Annotated in this window: 26 protein-coding genes; all 26 read right to left on the reverse strand. The window is 40.8% G+C overall.

Annotated features, from left to right (window positions below; all coding sequences use genetic code 11):
- Positions 1-12: 12 nt before the first annotated feature.
- The 26 genes from fliF to ftsY all read right to left on the reverse strand — a co-directional run bounded on the left by fliF (position 13) and on the right by ftsY (position 25,103).
- Positions 13-1,632 carry a flagellar basal-body MS-ring/collar protein FliF gene (fliF, locus tag BN6556_RS17425; protein WP_066193893.1) on the reverse strand — a complete coding sequence of 540 codons (1,620 nt, stop codon included), beginning with the start codon at positions 1,630-1,632 and terminating at the stop codon, positions 13-15.
- 22 nt (positions 1,633-1,654) lie between these two features.
- Positions 1,655-1,954: a flagellar hook-basal body complex protein FliE gene (fliE, locus tag BN6556_RS17430; protein WP_066193898.1), complete on the reverse strand. Its 300-nt coding sequence runs from the start codon at positions 1,952-1,954 to the stop codon at positions 1,655-1,657.
- Between the two features lie 25 nt (positions 1,955-1,979).
- Positions 1,980-2,435, reverse strand: a complete 456-nt coding sequence (gene flgC / locus BN6556_RS17435) for a flagellar basal body rod protein FlgC (RefSeq protein WP_066193901.1) — start codon at positions 2,433-2,435, stop codon at positions 1,980-1,982.
- 1 nt (position 2,436) lies between these two features.
- Positions 2,437-2,829, reverse strand: coding sequence for a flagellar basal body rod protein FlgB (gene flgB / locus BN6556_RS17440; RefSeq protein ID WP_066196571.1), 393 nt, complete (start codon positions 2,827-2,829; stop codon positions 2,437-2,439).
- 720 nt (positions 2,830-3,549) lie between these two features.
- Positions 3,550-4,323: a GTP-sensing pleiotropic transcriptional regulator CodY gene (codY, locus tag BN6556_RS17450; RefSeq protein WP_066193907.1), complete on the reverse strand. Its 774-nt coding sequence runs from the start codon at positions 4,321-4,323 to the stop codon at positions 3,550-3,552.
- Positions 4,324-4,339: 16 nt separating this feature from the next.
- Entirely contained in the window at positions 4,340-5,734 is a 1,395-nt protein-coding gene (gene hslU / locus BN6556_RS17455; RefSeq protein WP_066193910.1) for an HslU--HslV peptidase ATPase subunit, read from the reverse strand.
- Between the two features lie 15 nt (positions 5,735-5,749).
- Entirely contained in the window at positions 5,750-6,292 is a 543-nt protein-coding gene (gene hslV, locus BN6556_RS17460) for an ATP-dependent protease subunit HslV (RefSeq protein ID WP_066193912.1), read from the reverse strand.
- Between the two features lie 13 nt (positions 6,293-6,305).
- The gene (xerC, locus tag BN6556_RS17465) at positions 6,306-7,211 is read right to left on the reverse strand and encodes a tyrosine recombinase XerC (RefSeq protein ID WP_066193917.1); all 906 of its coding nucleotides are present in this window, start codon (positions 7,209-7,211) and stop codon (positions 6,306-6,308) included.
- 298 nt (positions 7,212-7,509) lie between these two features.
- Entirely contained in the window at positions 7,510-9,588 is a 2,079-nt protein-coding gene (gene topA, locus BN6556_RS17470) for a type I DNA topoisomerase (RefSeq protein ID WP_066193922.1), read from the reverse strand.
- Between the two features lie 244 nt (positions 9,589-9,832).
- Complete coding sequence (dprA, locus tag BN6556_RS17475; RefSeq protein WP_235817547.1) at positions 9,833-10,729, reverse strand: DNA-processing protein DprA; 897 nt, start codon at positions 10,727-10,729, stop codon at positions 9,833-9,835.
- A gap of 107 nt (positions 10,730-10,836) precedes the next feature.
- Positions 10,837-11,739, reverse strand: a complete 903-nt coding sequence (gene sucD, locus BN6556_RS17480; RefSeq protein WP_066193924.1) for a succinate--CoA ligase subunit alpha — start codon at positions 11,737-11,739, stop codon at positions 10,837-10,839.
- Positions 11,740-11,777: 38 nt separating this feature from the next.
- A complete protein-coding gene (gene sucC, locus BN6556_RS17485) occupies positions 11,778-12,944 on the reverse strand; it encodes an ADP-forming succinate--CoA ligase subunit beta (RefSeq protein WP_066193927.1) in 1,167 nt (388 codons plus the stop codon).
- Between the two features lie 104 nt (positions 12,945-13,048).
- Entirely contained in the window at positions 13,049-13,324 is a 276-nt protein-coding gene (locus BN6556_RS17490) for an EscU/YscU/HrcU family type III secretion system export apparatus switch protein (RefSeq protein WP_066193929.1), read from the reverse strand.
- Positions 13,321-15,426 carry a hypothetical protein gene (locus BN6556_RS17495; protein ID WP_066193931.1) on the reverse strand — a complete coding sequence of 702 codons (2,106 nt, stop codon included), beginning with the start codon at positions 15,424-15,426 and terminating at the stop codon, positions 13,321-13,323. Before BN6556_RS17495 ends, BN6556_RS17490 begins: the two co-directional genes overlap by 4 nt.
- Before the next feature lie 244 nt (positions 15,427-15,670).
- Positions 15,671-16,429, reverse strand: coding sequence for a ribonuclease HII (locus BN6556_RS17500; RefSeq protein ID WP_148436807.1), 759 nt, complete (start codon positions 16,427-16,429; stop codon positions 15,671-15,673).
- Positions 16,430-16,501: 72 nt separating this feature from the next.
- Positions 16,502-17,365, reverse strand: a complete 864-nt coding sequence (gene ylqF, locus BN6556_RS17505; protein ID WP_066193935.1) for a ribosome biogenesis GTPase YlqF — start codon at positions 17,363-17,365, stop codon at positions 16,502-16,504.
- Between the two features lie 24 nt (positions 17,366-17,389).
- Positions 17,390-17,941: a signal peptidase I gene (gene lepB / locus BN6556_RS17510; RefSeq protein WP_066193937.1), complete on the reverse strand. Its 552-nt coding sequence runs from the start codon at positions 17,939-17,941 to the stop codon at positions 17,390-17,392.
- Positions 17,942-18,177: 236 nt separating this feature from the next.
- Entirely contained in the window at positions 18,178-18,522 is a 345-nt protein-coding gene (rplS, locus tag BN6556_RS17515; protein ID WP_066193940.1) for a 50S ribosomal protein L19, read from the reverse strand.
- A gap of 272 nt (positions 18,523-18,794) precedes the next feature.
- Complete coding sequence (gene trmD / locus BN6556_RS17520; RefSeq protein ID WP_066193943.1) at positions 18,795-19,520, reverse strand: tRNA (guanosine(37)-N1)-methyltransferase TrmD; 726 nt, start codon at positions 19,518-19,520, stop codon at positions 18,795-18,797.
- On the reverse strand, positions 19,517-20,029 hold the full coding sequence (gene rimM, locus BN6556_RS17525; protein WP_066193946.1) for a ribosome maturation factor RimM: 513 nt from the start codon (positions 20,027-20,029) through the stop codon (positions 19,517-19,519). The genes trmD and rimM overlap by 4 nt, the downstream gene beginning before the upstream one ends.
- 19 nt (positions 20,030-20,048) lie before the next feature.
- On the reverse strand, positions 20,049-20,435 hold the full coding sequence (locus BN6556_RS17530) for a YlqD family protein (protein ID WP_066193949.1): 387 nt from the start codon (positions 20,433-20,435) through the stop codon (positions 20,049-20,051).
- 1,296 nt (positions 20,436-21,731) lie between these two features.
- On the reverse strand, positions 21,732-21,962 hold the full coding sequence (locus tag BN6556_RS17535) for a KH domain-containing protein (RefSeq protein WP_066193951.1): 231 nt from the start codon (positions 21,960-21,962) through the stop codon (positions 21,732-21,734).
- A gap of 14 nt (positions 21,963-21,976) precedes the next feature.
- Positions 21,977-22,249 carry a 30S ribosomal protein S16 gene (gene rpsP, locus BN6556_RS17540; RefSeq protein ID WP_066193953.1) on the reverse strand — a complete coding sequence of 91 codons (273 nt, stop codon included), beginning with the start codon at positions 22,247-22,249 and terminating at the stop codon, positions 21,977-21,979.
- 78 nt (positions 22,250-22,327) lie between these two features.
- The gene (gene ffh, locus BN6556_RS17545; protein WP_066193956.1) at positions 22,328-23,689 is read right to left on the reverse strand and encodes a signal recognition particle protein; all 1,362 of its coding nucleotides are present in this window, start codon (positions 23,687-23,689) and stop codon (positions 22,328-22,330) included.
- Positions 23,690-23,700: 11 nt separating this feature from the next.
- A complete protein-coding gene (locus tag BN6556_RS17550; RefSeq protein ID WP_066193959.1) occupies positions 23,701-24,027 on the reverse strand; it encodes a putative DNA-binding protein in 327 nt (108 codons plus the stop codon).
- A gap of 77 nt (positions 24,028-24,104) precedes the next feature.
- Positions 24,105-25,103, reverse strand: a complete 999-nt coding sequence (gene ftsY / locus BN6556_RS17555) for a signal recognition particle-docking protein FtsY (protein WP_066193962.1) — start codon at positions 25,101-25,103, stop codon at positions 24,105-24,107.
- Between the last annotated feature and the right edge of the window lie 5 nt (positions 25,104-25,108).

A 25,108-nucleotide genomic window follows, 5' to 3' on the forward strand; every position in this document is an offset into this window, starting at 1 on the left:
TATTAACCTCCCCTAATCTTCCGTTAACCAAGATCTTAATAGTTTCGCAAATTCTTCTGGTTTTTCCTTTGCATATTTCTCTAACTGTTTCCTTCTCATACCTTCATCTGAGTCATCTGTATGAGTAATCGGCGGAACGTCTTGCTCTTGTGACGCACTTTCTGTATGAGCAACTGGTGTCGTCGTTTCTTCCATTATTTCTTCATATTCCTGTTTCCTGCTCCTTCTCCACATCCAAATGACAAAAATAATCGCTAATAGCACGGCCCCTCCCAGTATGTATAGCCATGTTGGAATGCCAGGTGCCGCTGCTGTTGCTGCAGGAGTCTCCGTACCTTGAAAAGGTTGAAAAACAATCGAAACCTTCTCTTCCGGTTGGAATTCACCATATGATTTATCAATGGAAGTAGAGATAATCGAATTCAGAATCGAAGCCACGCTTTGTTCAACGGCCTCCTGTTCTTGTGCCGTTAGTTGTTCCACTTCACCATTCTCCAGAAGACGCTGATTATCAATTGCTACTTGAATACCTAAGTCCCTAATCTTATATGGACTCTCAACAATATCACGCTGGATGCGGTTCACTTCGTTATTTACGGATTCTTTGACTAATTCATAGTCACCCACATTGCCATTTTGACCGGCCGGATAATTGGCGATCTCACCCTCGCCAACCCCTGCAGCTCCTTCCTCCGGTTGTTCACCGGTAAAGGACTCCGTTATGGTTTCCACGCTAACTGGCAGTGTATCATCGTCCTCATTAACAGGCTCGACTAGTTCCTCCACACGTTGTTCTTGTGTAAAATCAATATCTGCCGTAGCGGAGATAGCCACCTTATCCATACCAATCATGGAACCAAGCATGCGCTGAACATTTCGTTCCATATCTTGCTCAATATCACCCTTGATCTGCTGTTGTGACGTATAGGTAGAATCTGCTCCAAACGTGCCTTGATTGTCCAAGTCGACATACTCAAAGTTTTGATTCATGATCACTATGTCGTCGGTAGATAGGTTTGGCATGGACTTCGATACAAGATGATACAATGCATTAACCTGACTTGGTTCAAATTGATAGCCCGGTGCCGTTTGAATAACAATCGACGCCGATGACGGCTGTTGCTCCTCTGCCATAAACACTGGCTCTGGTGCCACATTCAAGTTCACCTCTGCCCCATTAATTCCATCAATTTGAGAAATAAGGTTGGCAATTTCCGTTTGCATGGCATCGGTTCGCATCACTTCAAATTCGTTATCTGTCACTCCCCACGAGCTATTCTCAGCAAAGAAAGAGTAGTCGATATTGCCACTATCCGGAATGCCCTGAGCAGCAAGATCTACTAACAGGGAATCTGCCATTTCTTCAGGCACTTCCACTCCAGTGCCGGCCTCGGTAATCTGGTAATCTACATTCCTAGCGTCAAGTTCCTCTGTGATTTGTCCCACTTCTTGCAGGGATAGATCATTATAAAGAACGACACGATCATTTTTTGATGTTGTAAGCACCGTCCCCAAGATAATCACTGCTAATACTAAGCCTATTCCACCAAATAGGAATATTCGTTGCTTGTTAGAAAGTGACTGGTAGGACTTAGACAGTCGTTCCTGGGTCTGTTTTAGTTTTTCCTTCATTTTCTGCCCCCAAAATCATTTCTTACACTTGCATTCTCATTACTTCATTATAAGCGTCTACTGCCTTGCGCTGTACTTCTACCCCTGTTTGCAGGGTGATACTAGCTTTTTGGGCAGTAATCATGACATCATGTAAATCATCTATTTCGCCCGACGCTAACGCCTGCGTTTTTTGATCAGATGCTGCTTGAGCTTGGTTGATTTCTTCAATTGCCTGTTTTAACTGCTGAGTAAAGGCCTGCTGAGACTCTCCTACAGTAGGAGAAGCAGCAGGTGTCGATTGTAGTTTGGTTTGAATATTGTCTAGTGAATAGATGTTCATTTTTTGTCACGTCCTTCATTATGTATTATTTACCAATCTCCAGTGCCTTCATCAACATCGTTTTGGAGGCATTGATCGATGTTACATTTGCCTCATAGGATCTGGTGGCACTCATCATATCGACCATCTCTTTTAAAGGATCAACATTTGGCAAGGCAACATACCCTTCTTCATCCGCATCTGGGTGGTTTGGATTAAACACCATCTTAAACGGTGCCTCATCCTCCGTTATTTGCGATACTTTCACTCCATTATTCACTACTCGGCCGGATCCTTGTGCTTGAGAAAGGGTAGAGGCAAAGGTTTGACCATTTTCTCCTAAGACCGTCATTTTCCTTTGATATGGTTGATATTCACCATCTTCGTTTACTGTTGCTCGAGTGGTATCCGCATTGGCTATATTAGAAGAAATCACATCCATTCTCAGTCTCTGAGCAGTCAACCCACTTCCACTCGTATTCATTGCCTGGAATATTGACATGTTAATTTCCTCCTCTAATTACGCTTTGCATACTACTAAACTTTCCATTAATTCTATCTACTAATGCCTGATAATAGATTTGGTTCTTGGCCAATTCTGTCATCTCATGATCAATATCCACATTATTCCCATTGTGATTATAAGTAGTGTTATTATTGGTAGTGATACGAAAGCTCTCTTGGTCTGATGCAAAAGGCAGATGACGTTGATCCGTTCGTTTGGCTTGAAAAGGTTGTGACATTTCCGAGTTTAATATATCTTGAAATGCGACGTTTTTCGATTTGTAATTGGGCGTATCCGCATTCGATATATTATTCGCGATTGTTTTGTTTTTTAATGAAGCATAGTTTAATGAATGTTCTAGTTGTTGAATGGTACCGCCAAATAAATTCATCATTTGAGTCCTCCATGTTTATTTCCGTCTAAGACTAATGTAATAAAACCATTTATCAAATATTGTAAGGGAAAAAAGGTTTATTGTCTATGACTATTCGTCATATTTTTACGAAAACATTACATTTTTTTATCAAATCGATACTTTTTCACCATTATTCGCAATAAAACAACCTTGAAAATATGACTTTATTCCTAATGTATTTAGAAAATCGTGTATAAAGTAGGGGGAATTTTTCAGGAAGGTGATTTCTAATGAATAGCTTTTGTTTGGTAGAATATAGTGTATTTTTAATCGAGCTTATCCATATTATGATTATGGTTGTTCATCTATTTCAAAATCAAAACATTTCAATGGCTATTGCGCTTCCATTAATAAGATCAACCGGGCAAATTCCGCCGGCCCCACGGTGGCGAGAGCGTTCTTTGCTCGAGTCGCTTGTTGACTTATGCCCCGCGGGTAAAAGCGCAACATATTCTCAGAGCGCTCGTTTAGCACAAAAAAACGGTCAAAGGCAACGACCAAAAGTGATTACTTTACATAATCCGCCTTATCGGCACCTGAATTCGTTTAAGGTCAAAATCGTTCCAAAATCTATTACGGCAAGAATGATATACTTTTTAATATCATTAAAAAACGGATGAAAAGGCACTCGATTTCTTTGCCTTTTCACCCGTTTATTGGGAACAAACAGAACCTTCACCTTTTACAATCGTTCACCTAGGACTGTTGTTCGATCGCTTCCTGAAATTTATCATTTAAAATTTTAATATAGGTCCCCTTCATACCCAATGAGCGAGACTCAATTACACCTGCGCTTTCCAGTTTACGCAGTGCATTGACAATAACTGAGCGAGTGATGCCTACACGATCGGCGATTTTACTTGCCACCAGCAATCCTTCCTTATCTTCTAGTTCCTCGAAAATATGGGCAATGGCTTCTAGTTCACTATAAGAAAGAGAACGTATCGCCATTTGTACAATAGCGGCACTTCGGGCTTCTTCTTCAATAGCTGCAGATTTTTCATGAAGAATTTCGATCCCTACCACCGTGGCAGCATACTCTGCTAAAACGAGATCATCCTCACCAAATCCTGTTGATAAACGGCTGAGTATCAGCGTTCCTAGCCGATCACCACTGCCTATAATCGGCACAATGGTTGTTAAGCCTTGTGCGAATAAATCCTTATTTTCCACTGGAAAGGCAGTGTGTTGACTGTTAATATCCAGATTGGTTGTTGTTTTCGTAATTTGAAATAAATTTTCCGTATACTCTGTTGGGAACTGCCTTTCTTCTAACATTCGTTTCATACGTTCATTTTCAATTTGCTGATTAATAGAAAAACCCAACAATCTACCGGTACGGCTAACGATAAATATATTCGACCCAATAACGTCTCCCAACGTATGGGACATCTCACTAAAGTCTACCGGATTTCCCTTTGCCTTTTGAAGTAGTGTATTAATTTCCCTTGTCTTTTCTAATAGCTTCATCTTTTCACCATCCAGTTTATAAAATAAATTGACTGAGGTCTTTATTAGTAGCAATCGACTGCAGTTTTTCATTCACATAATTTTCGGTTATTTCTATATTGCCAACTCCGATGTCTGATGCTTCATATGAAAGTTCTTCCAACAACTTCTCTAAAATCGTATGCAATCTCCTTGCCCCAATGTTATCCGTCTCTTGATTCACTTGATAGGCTATTTCTGCTAAGCGATCGATTGCTTCAGCTGTAAATGAAATCGTGATACCTTCTGTTTCTAGCAAGGCTTCATATTGTTTAAGCAAAGCATTAGACGGCTCACGTAGAATTCGTTTGAAATCATCCACCGTAAGCTTTTCGAACTCAACCCGGATCGGAAAACGTCCTTGAAGCTCTGGAATCAAGTCAGATGGTTTCGACATATGAAAGGCCCCAGCAGCAATGAAAAGAATATGATCGGTTTTTACCGGGCCATATTTCGTGACAATGGAGGAGCCTTCTACGATTGGCAAGATATCACGCTGTACACCCTCGCGAGACACATTGGCAGATTGTTCCTGTTTTACCGCTACTTTATCCATTTCATCAATGAAGATAATCCCCGATTGTTCTGTTTTCTCCAAAGCTTGTTGAGTCACTTGGTCCATATCGATTAGTTTTTGTGCTTCTTGATTCGTTAACACTTCTCTTGCTTCCTTGACAGGGAGCTGACGATTTTTCTTTTTCTTAGGGAAAAGCTGCCCGAAAGCGTCCTGCATATTCATGCCCATTTGTTCCATTCCGGACCCCTGCATCATGTCAAACATATTAGGCGGCTGTTCTTCCACTTCAATCGTTATAACACGATCTTCTAGCTCTCCTAAATCTAATAAACGCTTCGTTTTCTTTCTCTGTTCCTTAATGGAATCCTGCTCTTGGGTATCATCATTTTCTGTATCCTCTTGCTGATTAGGGTTCATAAAAATTTCAAAAGGATTCTTGGATGAGTTTTGCTTCTTTTTGGAGGGGACTAGTATTTCTACAATTCGTTGGTTTGCCTGCTTCTCTGCCTTATCCTTCACCTGTTCTGCTGCTTCTTCTTTGACCATTCGGACAGCGGTCTCCACCAAGTCACGAACCATGGATTCCACATCACGTCCCACGTAACCAACCTCGGTATATTTGGTTGCTTCTACCTTGATAAATGGGGCTCCGACTAATTTTGCTATCCTTCTGGCAATTTCAGTTTTACCTACCCCTGTTGGGCCGATCATTAGTATATTTTTGGGAACAATTTCATGGCGCAGTTCTTCCGTCAACTGCATACGGCGATAACGATTTCGCAAAGCCACCGCTACCGATTTTTTGGCTTCTTGCTGACCAATGATATATTCATTAAGTTTGGTTACAATCTGTTTTGGTGTTAAATTCATCGACATCTCTTTCACCTCGCATTATTGGATTTCTTCTACTATTAATTGATCATTGGTAAAGACACAAATCTCACCTGCTATTTCTAAAGAAGCCTTGGCAATGTCTTTCGCTTCCATCTCTGTTGCATGCCGTTTCAATGCTCTGCCTGCACTTAGCGCGTAGTGACCGCCCGAACCAATTGCCAAGATACCATCATCTGGTTCAATCACTTCTCCAGTACCAGAAATTAATAGCAGCTCTTTCTTGTCCATCACAATTAGCATCGCTTCTAATTTTCGTAAATATTTATCATTTCTCCAATCTTTGGCAAGTTCTACTGCAGCCCTTGACAGGTTACCATCATGTGTTTCCAATTTAGCTTCAAAACTTTCAAATAAGGTAAACGCATCAGCTACTGATCCTGCAAATCCTGCGACCACTTGATTTCGAAACAAACGCCGTACTTTCTTGGCGGTATGCTTCATTACCACCTGATTTCCAAATGTCACCTGACCATCTCCGCATATAGCAGATTTTCCGTTATGCTGGATAGCGAATATGGTGGTTGCATGAAATGAGTCCATTTTTTCATTCCTCCTATTTATGTGCCCTTGGATGTGCCTGATGATAGACATTCTGAAGCCGGTCACTCGAGACATGTGTGTATATTTGTGTTGCTGATAAATTGGCATGCCCCAATAACTCCTGAACGGCTCTTAGGTCCGCCCCATTGTCAAGTAGATGGGTCGCAAAGCTGTGTCTCAATTTATGTGGGTGCAAATCAACGGTTAATGCTGCATCCTCTACGATACGATTCATAATCATTCGAACACCCCTGGCACTTAATGGGTTTCCCTTCGCATTCAGAAATAAAACATTGCCTGGCTGGCTATGTTTACCAATCAATCCATCCCGGCCATGCTCCATATATTCAAGCAACGATTGTTGGGCGAATTGTCCGAAGGGGATATACCTTTCTTTGTTACCTTTCCCTGTTACCAATATCGTTTGCAGATCCATATCCACACTTGCCAAATGTAATTGCACACACTCACTCACACGAATACCTGTACCATATAATAACTCTAATAAGGCTTTGTTTCGTATTCCAATAGCGTTATCAGTAGTAATAGAATGGAACAAAATGTCCAATTCTTCGGCATACATAATATCAGGGATAGCTTGATCTGTTTTCGATAATGGTAATTGAGCAAATGGATTAGTCTGCACTATCTCTTCCCTCATAAGGAATTTATAAAAGGAGCGCAAACTAGAAATCTGACGGTTTACCGATCGTTTCGATAACCCTCCATGGTACAATTCCGTTAAATAAGTTCTTATCATCAAATAATCTACATCTGTTAATTCTTCCATCTTTTCTCTGATCAAAAACTGAAAAAAATGTTCAATGTCTCTTTGATATGCTTGTATCGTCAGTTGGGAAGCATTCTTTTCAATCTGTAAATATTCAAGGAATAACTTCCAGTATTTATCATAATCCATAGGTCACCTCTTAATGCGTTAAAATAGTAACACAATCCTAGCTAAACTTCAATCAACTTCATTTTTCACCATATGCCTTGTTATTATTCTAACATGCATTGCCAGATAATAAAGCGTTCTTGCTTAACTTCACAAGATTGTTAATAGTTGAACAAATAAGTGATCAGCTATGTGTTGGAGGATATTATAAAAAGAATGATGTGTGCATTTTCGCTTAGGCCGCTGAGCTGTGATAGATACGATTATATACCTTCTCTAAAAAAAAACGAAACCCCGTTGCAATGGGGCTTCACTTTGATTAACCTTGTTCTTCTTCTTTATAGTCACAGTTCGAGCATTGTACTTGAACCTTTTTCTTGCTTTTCTTTTCTACTAGCATAGAATCACACTTCGGACAGTCTCTACCCACTGGTTTATCCCATGAAATAAAATCACATTCTGGGTATTTATCACACCCGTAAAAAGTTCGTTTCTTTTTGGTTTTTCTTTCTACAATATTCCCATCTTTACACTTGGGGCATTTAACCCCAATTTCTTTTAAGATCGGCTTGGTATTTCGGCATTCAGGGAAATTGGAACAGGCCAGGAATTTACCATATCTGCCCATTTTATAAACCATTTCATGACCACATTTTTCACAGGTAATGCCGGCAGGTTCATCACGTATTTCGACCTTCTCCATTTCTTGATGCGCCTTTTCCAGACGTTTATCAAAACCTTGATAGAATTGATCTAATATGCTAATCCATTCGGTTTTTCCTTCTTCAATGGCATCTAAGTCATCCTCCATTTTCACAGTGAAGGCAACGTCAATGATTTCCGGGAAAAACTCTTCTATTAACTTCGTGACGATTTCTCCTAATTCAGTCGGAATGAATCTCCTATTATCCAAGGCTACATAACCACGGCGCTGAATGGTATCTAACGTTGGTGCATAAGTAGATGGGCGACCAATACCTTTCTCCTCCATCGTTTTTACCAGTCTTGCCTCCGTATATCGTGGAGGCGGCTGAGTAAAGTGTTGATTTGGTGTGATTTTACTCGTCTTCACTGTTTCTCCAACCTCTAAGTTAGGCAACCATTTATCCTTCTTCTTATCTTGGTCATCTGAGCTTTCAATATAAACGCCCATAAAACCTTTGAACTTAATCTTGGAGCCAGAAGCCCGAAACTCTACACCATTGTTCGATAAATGAACCGTCATCGTATCCATTACCGCAGGCGCCATTTGACTGGCAATAAATCGTTCCCATATTAGCTTATATAATCTAAACTGATCTCTGGATAAAGTTTGTTTTAATGAATCAGGAGATCGAAGGGCATTGGTTGGCCGAATCGCTTCGTGTGCGTCTTGCGCCCCTTCTGCATTTTTCGCTTTTCTCGACGAACCACTATATTCTTTTCCATAATTTTTTTCAATATATTCTTTGGCTTGTGACTTGGCGGTATCGGAAACCCTGGTCGAATCGGTACGCATATAGGTAATCAAACCTGTTATACCGCCTTCTCGCTTGCCTAGATCTATCCCTTCATATAATTGCTGTGCCACCATCATCGTTTTTCTAGCGCGAAAATTCAATTTCCGTGCCGCTTCCTGTTGTAAAGAGGAGGTGATAAATGAAGGAGAAGGATTCCGTTTTCTTTCCCTTTTATTTACTTTATCAACGATAAACCCTTTATCATCCATCGTTTGAAGGATTTTATCAACATCTTCTCTTGAGGAAAGCTTCTTTTTCTTACCATCAACGCCATAAAAACTTCCCTCAAAGCTTTGCTTGCCTTTGAGAAAATCAGCGTCAATACTCCAGTACTCTTCCGGCTTGAAGTTTTTGATTTCGTTTTCGCGATCAATGATCATCTTTACAGCAACCGATTGCACTCGTCCTGCACTTAATCCTTTTTTCACCTTCTGCCATAACAAAGGACTGATGTTATACCCTACTAAACGATCCAAAATTCTTCTGGCTTGTTGTGCGTCTACCAAGTCCATATTTATCGTTCGAGGATGTTTGAATGATTCTTTTACAGCGTCTTTAGTGATTTCATTAAAGACAACCCGACATTCACTATCCACATCCATATTTAAACTATGGGCCAAATGCCATGCAATTGCCTCACCTTCGCGATCGGGGTCGGCTGCGAGAAATATTTTGTCCGCTTTTTTAGCTGCGGTTTTCAGTTCCTTTAATACCGGCCCTTTTCCGCGGATCGTAATGTACTTTGGTTCAAAATTATTCTCTACGTCTACACCCGTTTGACTTTTTGGTAAGTCACGGACGTGTCCCATTGATGCCTTGACTTTATACTTTTTTCCTAGATATCTTTCAATTGTTTTTGCTTTTGCTGGTGATTCCACAATGACTAGATATTGTGCCATATATTCCATACACTCCCAAGAGGTAATATCAATTCTTTTTTGCTTACATTTCAATGCGTGTTCAAAAGCTGATAGAAAGAACCAAAAAGTTCCCCACATTGTCCATGCAAATATTCGATACGACATTTTTATTTGACTTTTTGAACAACCTCAATAAATAAGATAAATCTTCCCTATTATTAAATACTTTACAAGCATTTGTCAAACGAGAAAACTATATTTATTGGATTATTTTTATTTTTCTTCAGGAAAACGAGGGAATTGTCGGCACCTCTATCCAAATATCCATGCTGTCTTGAACAAGTTTTGCCCCGTCTTTAATCAAGCGATTACAGCCATTACTTGTTTCCGTTAAAATAGATCCTGGCATTGCAAATACTTCCTTCCCTTGTTCTAATGCCTGATCTACCGTAATCATCGTCCCGCTTTTTTCCTTTGCTTCCACGACTAGTGTCCCAAAACCTAAGGCACTAATTAATCGATTTCTTTCAGGGAAATAGTATTTTTGTGGTGAAAAGTCAGGAGGATATTCGGATACAATTAAGTTTTGCTTGGCCAATCGATGAAAAAGGGTCGTATGCTTTTGAGGATAAATATGCTGAAAACCTCCTCCTAAAACAGCAATGGTCTTGGCATGATTGTCTAATGCCAATTGATGCGCCAAACCATCAATACCTGCTGCCATCCCGCTGACAAGGAGAATATCTTTTTTTAATAAGGGTAATAATACCTGCTGCATGGTTTGTCTGGCAAACCTGGAAGGGTATCTTGTTCCAACCACGCTTAAGTTAGGGTAATGTTGGAGAAGTGATTTATTTCCATGAAGATATAAAACGAGAGGAGGATCTGGTATTTGTTTTAGATAAGAAGGAAATTGAGGGCTCCATATCGTTAGAATCTGATATTTCCGAGCAAATCGGACAATTTTCTCCTTGATATCCTGATTGTTTAATCGCTGTAATAAATGATGGGCTCGTTCACTGGACAGTTGCAACCGTTCTTGCCACTCTGCTGATTTCCACTGATAATAAACAGTTAATGCTGGGTCTTGCTCTAATATTTGCCTGATCATTTGACGATTGTTATAGCAAACATAATGCAAGTGAAGTAAGCGCCATTCTCTTTTATCTATGCTAACCACCACACTTTCTTTATAATTTTGTTCCTCATCAGGTATATGCTTATGTGGAATTGGTTACCACATAAGCTTTTCGTACGTGCTTATTTGGTAACCAATCCATGCTCATTTTAGTGTGTTTTACATTTATCGTAAAGACCTTTTTCCTGAAGCACATTCAGTAACGTTTCTCCCATTACAGCAGGGGTCTCAGCCACTTCAATACCACAGGCGTTCATCGTTTTAATTTTTTCTTCTGCTGTACCTTGACCACCGGATATAATCGCACCAGCATGCCCCATACGCTTACCTGGAGGTGCAGTACGCCCACCTATAAATCCGACAACCGGCTTCGTCATATTGGCTTTCACCCACTCGGCAGCCTCCTCTTCAGCGGTTCCACCAATTTCGCCAATCATAATGACAGCTTCGGTATCTGGGTCCTCATTGAAAGCCTTTAATACATCGATAAAGTCGGTACCATTCACTGGATCGCCCCCAATACCAACGGCCGAGGATTGACCAAATCCTTTTTCGGATAATTGATGAACTGCTTCATAAGTTAAGGTACCAGAACGAGATACCACACCAATGTGTCCTTTCTTATGAATATAGCCCGGCATAATACCGATTTTGCATTCTTCTGGGGTGATAACGCCTGGGCAGTTCGGTCCCACTAGACGGGTCTTTTTCCCTTCCATATAACGTTTCACTTTTAACATATCCATTACAGGAATATGTTCCGTAATACAAATCACAATATCCAATTCGGCATCAACAGCCTCCATAATAGCATCAGCAGCAAACGGGGCAGGTACATAGATGACCGATGCATTCGCACCTGTAGTCTGAGCAGCCTCCTCCACCGTATTAAATACGGGTACCCCTTCGACTTCTGTACCGCCTTTCTTTGGCGTAATTCCTCCGACAATCTGGGTACCATATTCTAGCATTTGTTTCGTATGAAAAAGTGCAGTTGAACCAGTAATCCCCTGAACAAGCACCTTGGTATCTTTATTGATAAAAACACTCATGTTAATGGATCCTCCTTTTTCTCTTGAATGATGAATGGTTATGCCTGATGCACAAGTGCAACAATTTTCTCAGCACCATCTGCCATTGATTCTGCAGGCGTAATATTAAGACCGGAATCTGCAAGGATTTGCTTGCCTGCTTCTACATTGGTACCTTCCAAGCGGACAACTAAAGGTATCGTCAAGCCAACTTCTTGAGTTGCCTGTACTACCCCTTCGGCAATAACGTCACACTTCATAATACCACCGAAGATATTGACAAAAATCCCCTTGACATGGTCATCTGAAAGGATGATTTTGAATGCTTCGGTTACCTTTTCAGCCGTTGCACCGCCCCCAACATCAAGAAAATTAGCGGGATCTCCATTATAATGTTTGATAATATCCATGGTAGCCATGGCTAAACCGGCCCCATTTACCATACAACCAATGTTACCATCTAAAGCAATATAGCTTAGGTCATACTTGGAAGCCTCAATTTCTTTCTCATCTTCTTCATCTAAATCACGAAAAGCCGCGATATCTTTTTGACGGAAAAGGGCATTATCATCAAAATTCAGTTTGGCATCTAGCGCCAACACCTCTCCATCACCTGTCGTTACTAATGGATTGATTTCGGCAATCGAACAATCCTTCTCGACAAATAGCTGATATAAGCCCATCATAAACTTAACCGCTTTCGATAAATAATCAGCGGGAATATTTATGTTAAAAGCAAGACGTCTTGCTTGATATGGTAACAGCCCAGTAACAGGGTCGATCACTTCTTTAAAAATTTTCTCTGGTGTTTCTGCCGCTACTTCTTCAATTTCAGTACCGCCTTCTTCTGATGCCATCATGGTGACACGTGAAGTAGCTCGATCCAATACCACACCGACATAGTATTCCTTTTGAATGTCACAACCGGCTTCGATGAGCAAACGCTTTACTTCCTTACCTTCCGGACCGGTTTGATGTGTGACTAAGGTTTTTCCCAGAATTTCATCTGCATATGTACGCACTTCATCTACATTTTTGGCAACCTTCACACCTCCAGCCTTACCTCTTCCGCCGGCGTGAATTTGCGCTTTCACTACACTGACAGCTGTTCCTAATTCCTCTGCAGCTTGTACAGCTTCATCGACTGTAAAAGCTACTTTTCCATCAGGTACAGCGACACCATAGCTGCGCAATATCTCTTTGCCTTGATATTCATGAATATTCATCTTTCATCCTCCCATCAATTAATCACTGCATTCTCATTGTATAAAAAGATGCAGGTCATTGTCTAGAAAATACTACAAATAATTATGATGTCGAATGTTACTTATCACTTCGATACTTGTTTGTCCACTTGATAAATATAAGCAAATACCTCTGCAACTGCTTGATATAGCTCTTCTGGTATCTCTTCGTTTATGTGCAGCTCCGATAACAAAGCGACTAAAGTGGGATCCGACTGAATCGGAACATTATTTGCCTTTGCCCGCTCCATGATCTCTTCTGCCAGATAACCTTTTCCAGCGGCCACTACTTTGGGCGATTGATCGGTCGCTACATCATATTGCAAAGCTGCTGCCTTTTTACGATAGTTATCTTCTGTCATATCCGATAATCCACTCCTTCGTTAGGATACGTTTGCCGCTCCGTTCTAGCGGGCTGTGCTGGGACTGTTTGAGAAATTGGCTTATGGGTGACCGTAGTCAAGCGGTAATCTATCATCTCCAGTTTATCCTTTAATAGTGGCTTAAACTGCTCCATTAACGGCTTAATGCGTTCTTCGTCATTGTAGACGGTTAGATGAACCATTCGCTTTTGAACCGACATAGCTATCATTGTTTCTCCCAAACTGCGTAGTTGTAAATGAAACAGAATTTTACAAAAATCGGGATCGATTTCGTCGCTACCCTTGCGCTTTTTCCCTTCAAATTGCAGCTTGATATCACCAGCCAATCCTAATCTGTCACCAGGGATGTACATCGGAATTTGCAATAGCCCTTGTGCAGGATCATGCGTCATATGAATTTGCAAACCCGTTAGACTTTGAACTAACCGCTGTACTTGATTTCCCGCTACGTCCGGTTGTTGCTGCTGCAAAAGCATAAGCTGTTGTTTCACGGATAAATCTTGTTCCCTGTACGCTGTTTCTTGCAGGGATGTTTGCTGCAAAAATGGTCGGATGACTTGTAACATCGTTTCTTTTGTAAAACCACTGTTTGCTTGAGCCGCCATTTTCAATTCTTGAACCATAGTCTGTTGATTGGGAGTTAATGACGACGTTTCTATCCCTCTTATCATGGTTGCCATTTGTTCGTTTTGACGAGAAGGGGCTGGAGACTGCAACAACCACTCGACAAAAAAACGTTGCTGGTCTGCTGGCAGGCTTTGCTGTAAATGCTGCAAAACTTGTCCAAAACGTTGCGAGGGGTCACCTTGCTGTAAAAGTCCTGTCGAAACAAGTATCGAACGACTCGATAACGCACCCGAACCAGCCTGTTGCAGAGACTGAGCGATTTGGGACTCGTCCTGTAAGCCACTCGATTGGACAAAATGCTTTAGTAAATTTATCATGGTATCTTTCGTAGCAGAGAGAGACGTAGGATACGCTTGATCCATTTGTAATAAAAAGGTACGCAAGATTTGCTGATCTCCTGCTGATAACTGGTTTTGGCTAAGGCGCTGCAGAAGTGAGGCTGCTTGCTGATTAAAGTTAGCTGACGATGTTTGTAGTATTCGTTGTAACAACTGACGCTCCTCTGTAGGAATACGTCTCAACACTTCTGAAAAGAACCCTTGATTGGCAAATGCTTGTTTCATTGTGGCAGTGGCGTCTGGATCATGCCGCAAGCGACTAACCATGTGTGCTAAACTTTGCTGTTTTTCTGCTGGAAGCTGTTGATTTAATAGGTTCTGCAGTTGATCAACAAAAGGTCTTATTTGCTGCTCACTCACTGGTTTACCAGCGGTTAATTGTGCTAATACAGATTCTTGTGTTGGCGCTAGCCGACGAACCATCAACGATAATAATAAAGAGTTTGACGCTAAGAATTGCTGCAGGCGAGCATTGGCCTGTTCACCAATCTCTGATTGATAGATCATCAGTTGTTGTGTTAATGCTTGAGCTAATGACGGTTGCCCAGTTTGGCTGCCTATTTGTTGTAGCACTTGCTGAATTTGTCGAGCTAATGAATTGGATTGAAAGCTCTGCAAACTTTGAAAGGTCGCCTCTGTTAGTGGCAGCTGCTGCTTTACCATTTGCAACAGTAACTCTCGATTGGCAGTGCTGTTCCCTTTTTGTTCTAGCAGGTCCGTTATCTGTCGTAATTGCTTAGAAGTAAAGGGGATTTGCTGTTGAATCAATTGTTGGAACAGGGGTTTAGCTGGGCTGTTGGATGATAAACCGATCTGTTGTAATAATGGATTGCTGAGTTTTCCCTGCGTATTGGCTGGTACTTCACTTACCTTTTTTAAATGAACCATTTGATCGACGGCCGTTACTTGAAACAGATAGTTTTGCTTGGCGGTGAGTGCCGTCTCTATACGGGCTACTATCCTTGTCCCACCCAATTGAATAGCAGCTCGTTGCTGAGGATAGATCTCCAGTACCTTCCCAGTCAACAATTGCCCAGGTCGCATCGGCGGCTGTGCCGTTGTTTTTTGTGTACGATTGCTGCTTGATAAAGAAGGAAAAGATGATGTGTATCCCATAACTTAACCCCTTTCTTCATTATTTCTCAAGAAAACGTGTGACAAGCAAGTCTTTGCTCGCCTTAGTTCCTGATAATACCTTACTTGATTCATTCGTGTGAATGAATCAAGATCACCTATTCGATCCATGAGAAATGATTTCAATCCACTTATCGGTATCGCGATTCGTTCTAGGTCAAAATCATTTCAAGTCCTATTATGCCAAGGGTTATATACGTTCTTTGCTCACAAGAAAAATGTTAGCTTACGAATGAATGAAACTTTTCCTATGATAAGGTGTTTTGCCATCACGTTGAAGAGCCTCGATATGCTGACGTGTTCCATAACCACTGTTTTGATCAAAACCATAAGCTGGGAATTGCTGATGTAAGTCGTGCATATAGGCATCTCTTGCCACTTTGGCAATTACACTAGCTGCAGCAATCGATACACTTTTCTGATCTCCTTTAATAATCGCCTCCTGTGTGACAGGCAGGTGATCTAACTTAACAGCATCAATCAAAGCATGTTCCACCTTATCTAAGTGGGTAATGGCTTGGTGCATCGCCTTTTTAGCGGCATTTAAGATATTGATTTCATCGATAATTTCTGCGTTGATCATAGCAATATGGTAATCAACGGCATGTGTCTTAATATAGGCAGCAAAGCTTTCTCGTTTACTTTTGGAGAGTTTCTTAGAATCGTCCAAGCCCAATAATTGAAAATCGGCTGGCAGGATAACGGCAGCAGCAACTACAGGTCCTGCTAATGGTCCTCTGCCAACTTCATCTACACCGGCAATATAGGTCATTCCTTTAGCTCTCCACTTCTTTTCGTAGCCAAGCATTTCCTCAAAATGTGCCTGTTGCGCCTTCACTTGTTCTTGGCGTTTGCTATATTGCTGTAACAAGCGCTGTACTCCTTTTCGTTCGTCTTTATGTAATTGTTCCACCACAGCAGAATCGATCGTTTCTCCGGTTAAATAATCTCTAATTTTTGCAATTGTCCAATTAGACGTCAACATTTTCATCCCCATTTCTTTTATTATCGGTTTCTACATAAAAAAATAAAGGAACTGATTCGAATTTCAGCCCCTTTATTTATCCGATTCTATTTGGTCTGGATGTTCTAGCGTGATCCTGCCAAAATGGCCTAACCTAATATCTTGCAGGATAACATCGGTAGTCTTTTCTATATTTACTTTTCCACCCGACTCTAGACATCCTCGTTTGCGTCCGATTTGCTCAAAGATAGCCAACAGGTCCTCTTCTTCCAGAGACAACTGATACCTATCTTGTAATCGCTGTGGATAGGCCGTTTTCAAATAGTTAATCACGAAGGCCGCAATATCTTCGAGTGGGAGTATTTGGTCCTTAATCGTTCCAATAGCTGCTAAACGTAACCCTACCAATTCCTCCTCGAATTTTGGCCAAAGAATCCCAGGAGTATCCAATAATTCAAAGTCTTTTTTCACCTTTATCCACTGCTGACTTTTCGTAATACCTGGTTTATTTCCTGTTTTGGCTATTTTTTTATGGGCCAGTCGATTAATTAAAGTGGACTTACCTACGTTAGGAATACCGATAATCATCGCACGAGCCGGGCGAGGTCGAACTCCTTTTTTCTCAAGGCGTTGCATTTTGTCTTTTACCATATCCTTAGCAGTTGCAATAACGGCTTGAATCGCTTGACGTTCATTTACGTCTACCGCCACAGATACAATACCTTGTCCCTCAAAATGAGTCAGCCATTCCCTTGTCACTTGCTCATCTGCCAAGTCCTGCTTCATTAATACCATCATTTTCGGTTTCTGATTGAGTAACTGCTGCATCATAGGATTTTGTGAGGAGTAGGGAGCCCTAGCGTCAACTAGCTCTATCACAAAGTCTACTAGCTTTAATTTTTCCTGTACTTCTCTTCGTGCCTTTGCCATATGACCTGGAAACCATTGAATTGCCAAAAATCACACCTCTATTCTTTCCAATTATCGTACCAGACCGATATTATCTAACGGCCAATAGGTGAGACTGGCGACACCTTCTATTTGATCGATTGGTACAAAACCGATATGTCTGCTATCGGTAGAATCTGGCCTATTATCTCCTAACACAAAGACATGACCGTCGGGCACTACCTCTTCATTCCCTGGTATGTCTTGCATCGTAAAGTTTGTTGTATAGTTAAATTGTTCATCCGCAACTTCCTGCGCAATAAACGGTTCTGCAACAGGCTCATCATTGATATATAATTGATCATCTTGATAAGCAATCGAATCACCTGGCAATCCAATTACTCGTTTAATATAGTCTTCCCTTGCAGTAGCATGGAAAACCACCACATCAAAACGATCGGGGTCACTAAACATTAACCCTATCTTATTGACAATCAGGCGATCTTTATCTATTAATGTAGGAAGCATGGATGGCCCATCTACTACGATCGGTACGGCAACAAACAATCGCACTATAAAAACAACGATAATAGTTATGACGATTGTTTTCACCCAGTCAACCCAGTCCTGCTTTTTTTTCGACATGAAGATTCCTTCCTTTTATCACAGCCACAGCGCTAAATTCATCTCCAGCTTACCATTTGAAGGAGCATCGTAATGAATAGCTACCGCCAACATATATATGGAGCTATTTTGTTTGTTCCGTATAGTTATATTAGTTTATGAAAAGTTTACCCAGTTGAACACGCACTTCTAAAATTTACCCTTTTAATTGATAAAAAGGAGCCTGACTACTCAAGCTCCTTTTACATCATAGCGAATTAACGAATTTCTTTAATACGCGCAGCTTTACCACGTAATTTACGTAGATAATAAAGCTTAGCACGACGAACTTTACCACGACGGCTTACTTCAATTTTATCAATCCGTGGTGAATGCACTGGGAATGTCCGTTCCACCCCTACACCGTAAGAAATCTTACGCACTGTAAATGTTTCACTGATTCCGCCGTTCTGACGTTTAATGACTACACCTTCGAATACCTGGATACGCTCACGGTTACCTTCGACAACCTTTACGTGCACCTTTACGGTATCACCAGCACGGAACTTTGGTAAATCAGTTTTCAACTGTTCTTTAGTAATTTCTTCGATTAATTGTTGCATTCTCTCACACTCCTTCCAACCAATGTTCTTAACGTTCAAAATACGCCAGCGGAGCACCGTTTATTACCTTAAGCGTTCACTTAAGCACAACTATCAATATAGCACATCCTATAAGATATTTCAACTATTTTTCATGGTTTTGTTTTTAAACAGTAGGGTTTTTAAAAGGCTTAAAAGTGCACTTGGACCTTTGTGACTATGATAAAGCTTTTTCAAGCATCTCATACGTTCAACATGATAAGCAAATTAATGGGAGAACTGACTGCTTGTTTTCACTCTTTCCATTCCTCTAACCAGACACGTTCCTGTTCGGTTAAGGCAACATCTGTTAATAAATCTCTCCGTCGTAAAAAGGTTCGCTTTAACGCTTCTTTCCGGCGCCATTCTTCAATATGGGCATGGTTACCAGAGAGTAATACATCAGGAACTTTCAAACCACGAAAATCCGCCGGTCTGGTATAATGAGGGTGTTCTAGTAACCCCGTGGAGAACGAATCTTGCATGGCCGAATCATCGTTACCTAGCACACCTGGGAGCAAACGGATTACACTATCGATCACAACCATCGCACCAAGCTCACCGCCAGTGAGCACATAGTCACCAATTGAAATCTCATCAGTTACAAGTTCCGTACGTATCCGCTCATCATACCCTTCATAATGACCGCAAATGAAAATAAGCTGCTCTTCTTTCGCCAATTCTTCTGCCTTTGCTTGGGTATACGGCTCACCTTGAGGACACATCAGGATGACTCTTGGTGTAGCCGTTGTTTTCTCTAGTTGCTGGACCGCATCAAAAACAGGTTGTGGCTTTAATACCATACCAGCACCGCCACCATAAGGATAATCATCTACCTTATGATGTTTATTATCAGTGAAATCACGAAAATTAGTAATCTGATAGTGAAAGGCTTCTAATTCTTGAGCTCTTTTTAAAATAGACGATTGGAACACACCTTCAAACATCTCTGGAAATAAAGATAAAACATCGATTCTCATTGGCTTAATAACCCTTCCATTGGTTCGATGATGATTTCCTGCTCTTCCACATTGACTTGTTTAACTACCTCTTCAATATAAGGGATCAAATGCTGCTTGCCTTGTCCGGAAACAACCCATACATCATTAGCTCCTGGCGAAAGTATCTCCGTTACTTTACCAATATACACCTCATCTGTGGTATGGACTTTACAGCCGATAATTTCGTGATAGTAAAATTCATTTTCTGCTAAATCACCTAGTTGTGCTTTATCGATGACTAATAGCGCATTTTTTAGACGTTCCACATCATTAATATTATCCCAACCTTTAAAATGTAATAAATCAAAGTTTTTGTGGTTGCGATGCCCATCAATGGTAACTTGCTGCATGGTATCCTGTCCCTCTGTTTGGATCCAAAGGACATTGCCTTGCTCAAACCGCTCTTCAAAATCGGTTATGCGCAATACCTTTACTTCGCCTTTTATTCCATGCGTATTAATGATTTTCCCTACTCTAACATACTCCATTTTTACTGTAACCACCTATTTATGTAATTTTTATAATAATACCATCTTTGACGGTGATTGATTTCTGTTCATTAAGCTCGTGCCAGCTCATGCCTTCTTCGATATCGATCAAGGCTTCGATCTCACCATCTTCCACTTCACTGTCTAATGGCAGACTATCCAATTGTTCTAATTTATATTGATACCACTTAATGTGGTCTTTTCGACTGTCGATTCGTTTCTTAAATTTGGCAGCTATCTCATCTTTGTTGCCTGTCGATTGCTGTTCTAATTTCTTCTGTTCAAACTTCAGCTGATCACATTCTTGTTCCAGTTTAAAAATTTTGAATTGATATTCTTCTTCTAGCTGTTCTTTGCTTTGGTCGGTTACTACTTTTTTCACTGCGATTTTTTTTATAATTTTCATCTTTTTCCGCCTTTCTCTTAGTGATGAAAAAATGAGCGGGGATCAATAAGGTAATAAAGTATAACAACTTTAGCACCACTTCTGACTAACCGTTCCAATAAAATGGATGGTGCGAAATAACCTTACAATTTCAACTTTCGCACTTAAGAATAAATGTGAATATCTTGCCATTCTAGGATAAAACGGCTTCATCATTATAGTGCTTGTTTTTTGGTTAAGTAATCCTTCATTCTTTGTCATGACGTTGAACTCTTGCTTGCGCATAACCGCTCTGGCCAACCATTACGCTTTCCATGGGGACGGCTTCAGCTAACTTGAAAAGAAAACCGCTTTTCAAGTGGATCTTCAGCTCGCCCTGTTCCCATAGGAGTCTACATGGTTGGCCTACGCTGAAATATAGTGCTACACTGTATGTGAGAAGGAGCAGCTTGTTCGTATGGAACGAAATGGTAGCTTTTTCTCTTGGTTACACAATCGTTCATATGCTGTACATGTTTGATGGAATGATTTCCATTATAACGGCAATGTTACGTGATCAATAGCACGGCTTCCAACTACAGAAAGCATATTATCTTTTATATTGAAAAAATGGACATGGTCCAGCTATAATACATATATCTTTTTTCTAAGTTGATGAGGACATACTAGGTCTTTGTTTAGCGAATCTTTCTTACACCCACCAGATGAACAGCGGCACCAATATAGACAATCCTCTACTAGCGAAGACCGACCGTTTTGACCCCTGTAAGAAAAGCGGAAAGCGTCGGTTAAAAACGTAACAACTGGACCAAAGCAACGAAGATAAAGGAATCACCGTGAGCTTGCGAACGGATGATGACTTTCGCCCAAGGGCACGATGAACAGGACGTTCAAGTATCGGCGTTGGTCACAGGACGTGACCGATTTTAGCCGATGAAAGGGCGACTAAGCTTCTGTCTTCGCCAATCAGCAAGTCTTCTTTATCGTAGGGAGCTGTCAGGAAGTTATCTAGTTTTTGACGCTTATAGCTAGACAAGGGATCTATATAAGTTGAACTTATCGTTTGATCCATGAGACATTTTTTGAGCATTTCCTAACACAGACAAACAACCAACTTTACCACACGGAATAAACGATCTAGCTATTTCACATAACTCACCTTATTGGCAGTGATTGTACTAGTAAAAGAATAGCATGTCTCTTTACCAAAGCGCAAGCAATGAATCCGTTTTTCTTCCAATCAATAAACGTCAGTCAGCCAACAAACGGTCTTTCAACCGCAAAAGAAAAGAGGGACCATTTTGTGCAGGTTCCCTCTTACATAATATCCAAAAATATCTTTTTGTTATTAGATTTCATACCAGCTGCATAAACAACCGTACGAATTGATTTGGCAATGCGACCATTCTTGCCGATCACCTTTCCAACATCCTGCTCGTTCACTTGAAGATGATAAACAATCTTGCTTTCTTCTTCCTGCTCCGTCACAACAATGTCATCCGGATGATCCACTAACGGTTCTACAATTGTTTCAATCAATTTTTTCATCGAATCACATCACTTTATGATTGGATTTTTGATTCGTGGAATTTTTTCATGATGCCTTCAGTGGAAAAAATGTTACGTACTGTATCACTTGGTTTCGCGCCATTAGCCATCCAATTAATTGCTTTGTCTTCATCTAATTTCACTTCGGTCGGATTTGCTACCGGATTATATGTGCCAATCTGCTCGATAATACGTCCATCACGTGGAGAGCGAGAGTCCGCTACAACGATACGATAGAATGGATTTCTTTTTGATCCCATACGTCTTAAACGAATTTTTACTGCCATTATTAACACCTCCAAATAAAATTCTTACACAAGATAGAATTGTAACAGATTATTTTTTGTCTGTAAAGGGTTTTTACCTTACATGAATGGAAAATTTAATCCCTTCATTTTTTTGTTCTTTTTCCCTTTCTTTCCTGGCTGGGTATTGGTCATCTGCTTCATCATTTTCTTCATCTCATCAAACTGTTTTAACAAACGGTTGACCTCGGAAACAGAACGGCCAGAACCTTTGGCAATACGCTTCCTTCTCCCCGCATTAATTACACTTGGATCTTGCCGTTCTTGGGCGGTCATCGATTGAATAATTGCCTCTACATGGGAAATCTGTTTCTCATCAAAATCGACATTCTTTAATCCCTTCATTTTATTAGCACCAGGGATCATATCAATCAGTTCATCTAGTGGTCCCATGTTTTTCACTTGACTCATTTGATCTAAAAAGTCATCAAATGTAAACGAGGCAGAGCGCATTTTCTGCTCTAGTTCCTTCGCTTGTTTCTCATCGACGTTCTCCTGCGCCTTCTCGATTAAAGACAGGACATCTCCCATTCCAAGGATACGGGAAGCCATTCGTTCTGGATGGAAAACTTCTATTTGATCTAGCTTCTCTCCCATACCAGCGAACTTAATGGGTTTATCTGTCACTGCTTTAATAGAAAGAGCGGCACCACCGCGCGTATCACCATCCAGCTTGGTCAGTACGACACCTGTAACATCAAGCTGCTCATTAAAACTCTCTGCTACATTGACGGCATCTTGCCCAGTCATCGAATCGACCACCAAGAATACCTCGTTGGGATTGACATTCTGCTTAATCTGGATCAATTCATCCATCAAATCATTATCCACATGCAAGCGACCTGCTGTATCGATTAAAACATAATCAAGATGTTCTTGCTTGGCATAATCCATTGCCTTATTCGCAATATCAACTGGATTAGCATCGGTACCTTCCGAATAAACAGGCATACTTAACTGCTTGCCTAAAGTTTCTAATTGATCAATTGCTGCAGGACGATAGACGTCGGCGGCAACTAATAATGGTTTGCGATTATATTTCTTACGTAACAGATTGGCCAATTTACCAGTGGTAGTCGTTTTACCTGCCCCTTGCAAACCTACCATCATAATCACCGTAGGCGGCCGATCCGCAACGGCAATTTTACTCTCGTCACCACCCATTAGATTGGTGAGTTCTTCCTTGACTACTTTAATAACCTGCTGTCCTGGTGTCAAGCTTTCCATTACTTCTTGACCAACAGCCCGTTCTTTTACTTTTTTGATAAAATCTTTCACTACCTTAAAGTTAACGTCTGCCTCTAATAAAGCAAGACGAACTTCTCTGGTCATTTCCTTGACATCTTGCTCATTTACCTTCCCTTTACCCTTGATTTTCTGAATGGTACTCTGCAGGCGGTCGGCTAAGCCTTCAAATGCCATAATGTCGCCCCCTATTCCATATCATTGATCTGTTCTAGCTTTTTTTTCAATGTTACATTATGCTGTTGGTCCGCTAACTCCAATATTTCCTTTAGCAGTGTCTGACGATCTTGAAATTTCTGATACAGCCCAAGTTTCTCCTCATAATTCTCCAGCATCTGCTCTGTACGTCGTATATTATCATAGATGGCTTGTCGAGATACATTGGAACTTTCGGAGATTTCCCCTAATGAAAAGTCTTCTAAATAATACATTTCCATATAATTTCGTTGTTTTTGTGTTAACAACTTTTGATAAAAATCATATAGAGCGTTCATCCTTGTTGTTTTCTCTAACATAGAAGGACACCTCGTTAAGTAAAATACCTTTACACTTCAGTCTACCTATTCCTTATCATGATTGTCAAGCTATAGGGCTACTCTTCTTCCTCCAGTAAATCTGCGAACAATCCGTAGACAAAGGCATGGGGATCAAAAGTCTCCAAGTCTGTCATCTTCTCTCCTAGCCCGACTAATTTTACCGGTGTACCTAATTCATTTCGAATCGCCAGTACAATTCCACCCTTGGCCGTACCATCCAGTTTCGTCAATACAATACCAGATACATTGGTAGCCTCGGCAAATGTCTTTGCTTGGCTTAACGCATTCTGCCCTGTGGTCGCGTCTAATACCAATAAGACTTCATGTGGAGCGTTCGGTATCTCCCGTTCGATGACACGCTTGACCTTAGACAATTCATTCATTAAGTTGACCTTGTTCTGTAAACGGCCGGCTGTATCACATAACAAAACGTCGACACCACGGGATTTTGCCGCACGGATACCGTCATAAATCACAGCTGCGGGATCACTGCCCTCACTATGTTTAATCACATCCACTCCTACACGGTTCCCCCATTCGCTTAATTGCTCGATAGCTCCCGCTCGAAAGGTATCACCTGCTGTTAAGAGCACCTCTTTCCCCTCTTCTTTCAGTTGATGAGCGAGCTTACCAATGGTCGTTGTTTTACCAACACCATTGACACCGACGAATAAAATCACGGTTAATTCATCTTGCTGTATATTTAGTGAGGTATCATCTTCACTGTCTCCTTCACCTTGGTAAATATCCACTAGCTTTTCAGAGATGACACCTTTAACTTCCGAGGTATCCTTAATATTACGTCTTTTGACTTCCATCTCTAGCTCCTCGATTAAATCCATCACCGTCGTCACACCGACATCCGCTGCAATAAGAATTTCTTCTAAATCCTCGAAGAATTCTTCATCTACTTTTCGATAGCGAGCTACCAAGTCGTTAATTTTTTCGGAAAAACTTTTGCGTGTTTTGGTCAAGCCTTCTTTATACTTATCGGAAACTTCCTCTTGTTGTTCCTTTGATGTGAATTTTTCCTTCCACTTTTTCAAAAAGCTCAAACTAA

It is taken from the genome of Gracilibacillus timonensis (assembly GCF_900086715.1).
Lineage (GTDB): Bacteria > Bacillota > Bacilli > Bacillales > Amphibacillaceae > Gracilibacillus > Gracilibacillus timonensis.

What these genes read in the sequence shown, in the direction of transcription:
- BN6556_RS17500 (WP_148436807.1), bottom strand. Translation starts at nt 16,429, where the DNA reads ATGTTGACGTCTAATTGGACAATTGCAAAAATTAGAGATTATTTAACC.
- rpsP (WP_066193953.1), bottom strand. Translation starts at nt 22,249, where the DNA reads ATGGCAGTAAAAATTCGTTTAAGACGTATGGGATCAAAAAGAAATCCA.
- rplS (WP_066193940.1), bottom strand. Translation starts at nt 18,522, where the DNA reads ATGCAACAATTAATCGAAGAAATTACTAAAGAACAGTTGAAAACTGAT.
- flgC (WP_066193901.1), bottom strand. Translation starts at nt 2,435, where the DNA reads ATGTCAATATTCCAGGCAATGAATACGAGTGGAAGTGGGTTGACTGCT.
- BN6556_RS17535 (WP_066193951.1), bottom strand. Translation starts at nt 21,962, where the DNA reads ATGAAAAAATTGATTGAAACAATTGTAGAACCGTTAGTGGATCATCCG.
- fliE (WP_066193898.1), bottom strand. Translation starts at nt 1,954, where the DNA reads ATGAACATCTATTCACTAGACAATATTCAAACCAAACTACAATCGACA.
- xerC (WP_066193917.1), bottom strand. Translation starts at nt 7,211, where the DNA reads ATGGATTATGATAAATACTGGAAGTTATTCCTTGAATATTTACAGATT.
- sucC (WP_066193927.1), bottom strand. Translation starts at nt 12,944, where the DNA reads ATGAATATTCATGAATATCAAGGCAAAGAGATATTGCGCAGCTATGGT.
- BN6556_RS17530 (WP_066193949.1), bottom strand. Translation starts at nt 20,435, where the DNA reads ATGAAAATTATAAAAAAAATCGCAGTGAAAAAAGTAGTAACCGACCAA.
- BN6556_RS17495 (WP_066193931.1), bottom strand. Translation starts at nt 15,426, where the DNA reads ATGGGATACACATCATCTTTTCCTTCTTTATCAAGCAGCAATCGTACA.
- lepB (WP_066193937.1), bottom strand. Translation starts at nt 17,941, where the DNA reads ATGTCGAAAAAAAAGCAGGACTGGGTTGACTGGGTGAAAACAATCGTC.
- rimM (WP_066193946.1), bottom strand. Translation starts at nt 20,029, where the DNA reads ATGGAGTATGTTAGAGTAGGGAAAATCATTAATACGCATGGAATAAAA.
- ffh (WP_066193956.1), bottom strand. Translation starts at nt 23,689, where the DNA reads ATGGCATTTGAAGGCTTAGCCGACCGCCTGCAGAGTACCATTCAGAAA.
- hslV (WP_066193912.1), bottom strand. Translation starts at nt 6,292, where the DNA reads ATGGACTCATTTCATGCAACCACCATATTCGCTATCCAGCATAACGGA.
- topA (WP_066193922.1), bottom strand. Translation starts at nt 9,588, where the DNA reads ATGGCACAATATCTAGTCATTGTGGAATCACCAGCAAAAGCAAAAACA.
- fliF (WP_066193893.1), bottom strand. Translation starts at nt 1,632, where the DNA reads ATGAAGGAAAAACTAAAACAGACCCAGGAACGACTGTCTAAGTCCTAC.
- codY (WP_066193907.1), bottom strand. Translation starts at nt 4,323, where the DNA reads ATGAAGCTATTAGAAAAGACAAGGGAAATTAATACACTACTTCAAAAG.
- BN6556_RS17550 (WP_066193959.1), bottom strand. Translation starts at nt 24,027, where the DNA reads ATGTTAGAGAAAACAACAAGGATGAACGCTCTATATGATTTTTATCAA.
- BN6556_RS17490 (WP_066193929.1), bottom strand. Translation starts at nt 13,324, where the DNA reads ATGACAGAAGATAACTATCGTAAAAAGGCAGCAGCTTTGCAATATGAT.
- sucD (WP_066193924.1), bottom strand. Translation starts at nt 11,739, where the DNA reads ATGAGTGTTTTTATCAATAAAGATACCAAGGTGCTTGTTCAGGGGATT.
- trmD (WP_066193943.1), bottom strand. Translation starts at nt 19,520, where the DNA reads ATGAGAATCGATGTTTTATCTTTATTTCCAGAGATGTTTGAAGGTGTG.
- hslU (WP_066193910.1), bottom strand. Translation starts at nt 5,734, where the DNA reads ATGTCGATGAATTTAACACCAAAACAGATTGTAACCAAACTTAATGAA.
- flgB (WP_066196571.1), bottom strand. Translation starts at nt 2,829, where the DNA reads ATGAATTTATTTGGCGGTACCATTCAACAACTAGAACATTCATTAAAC.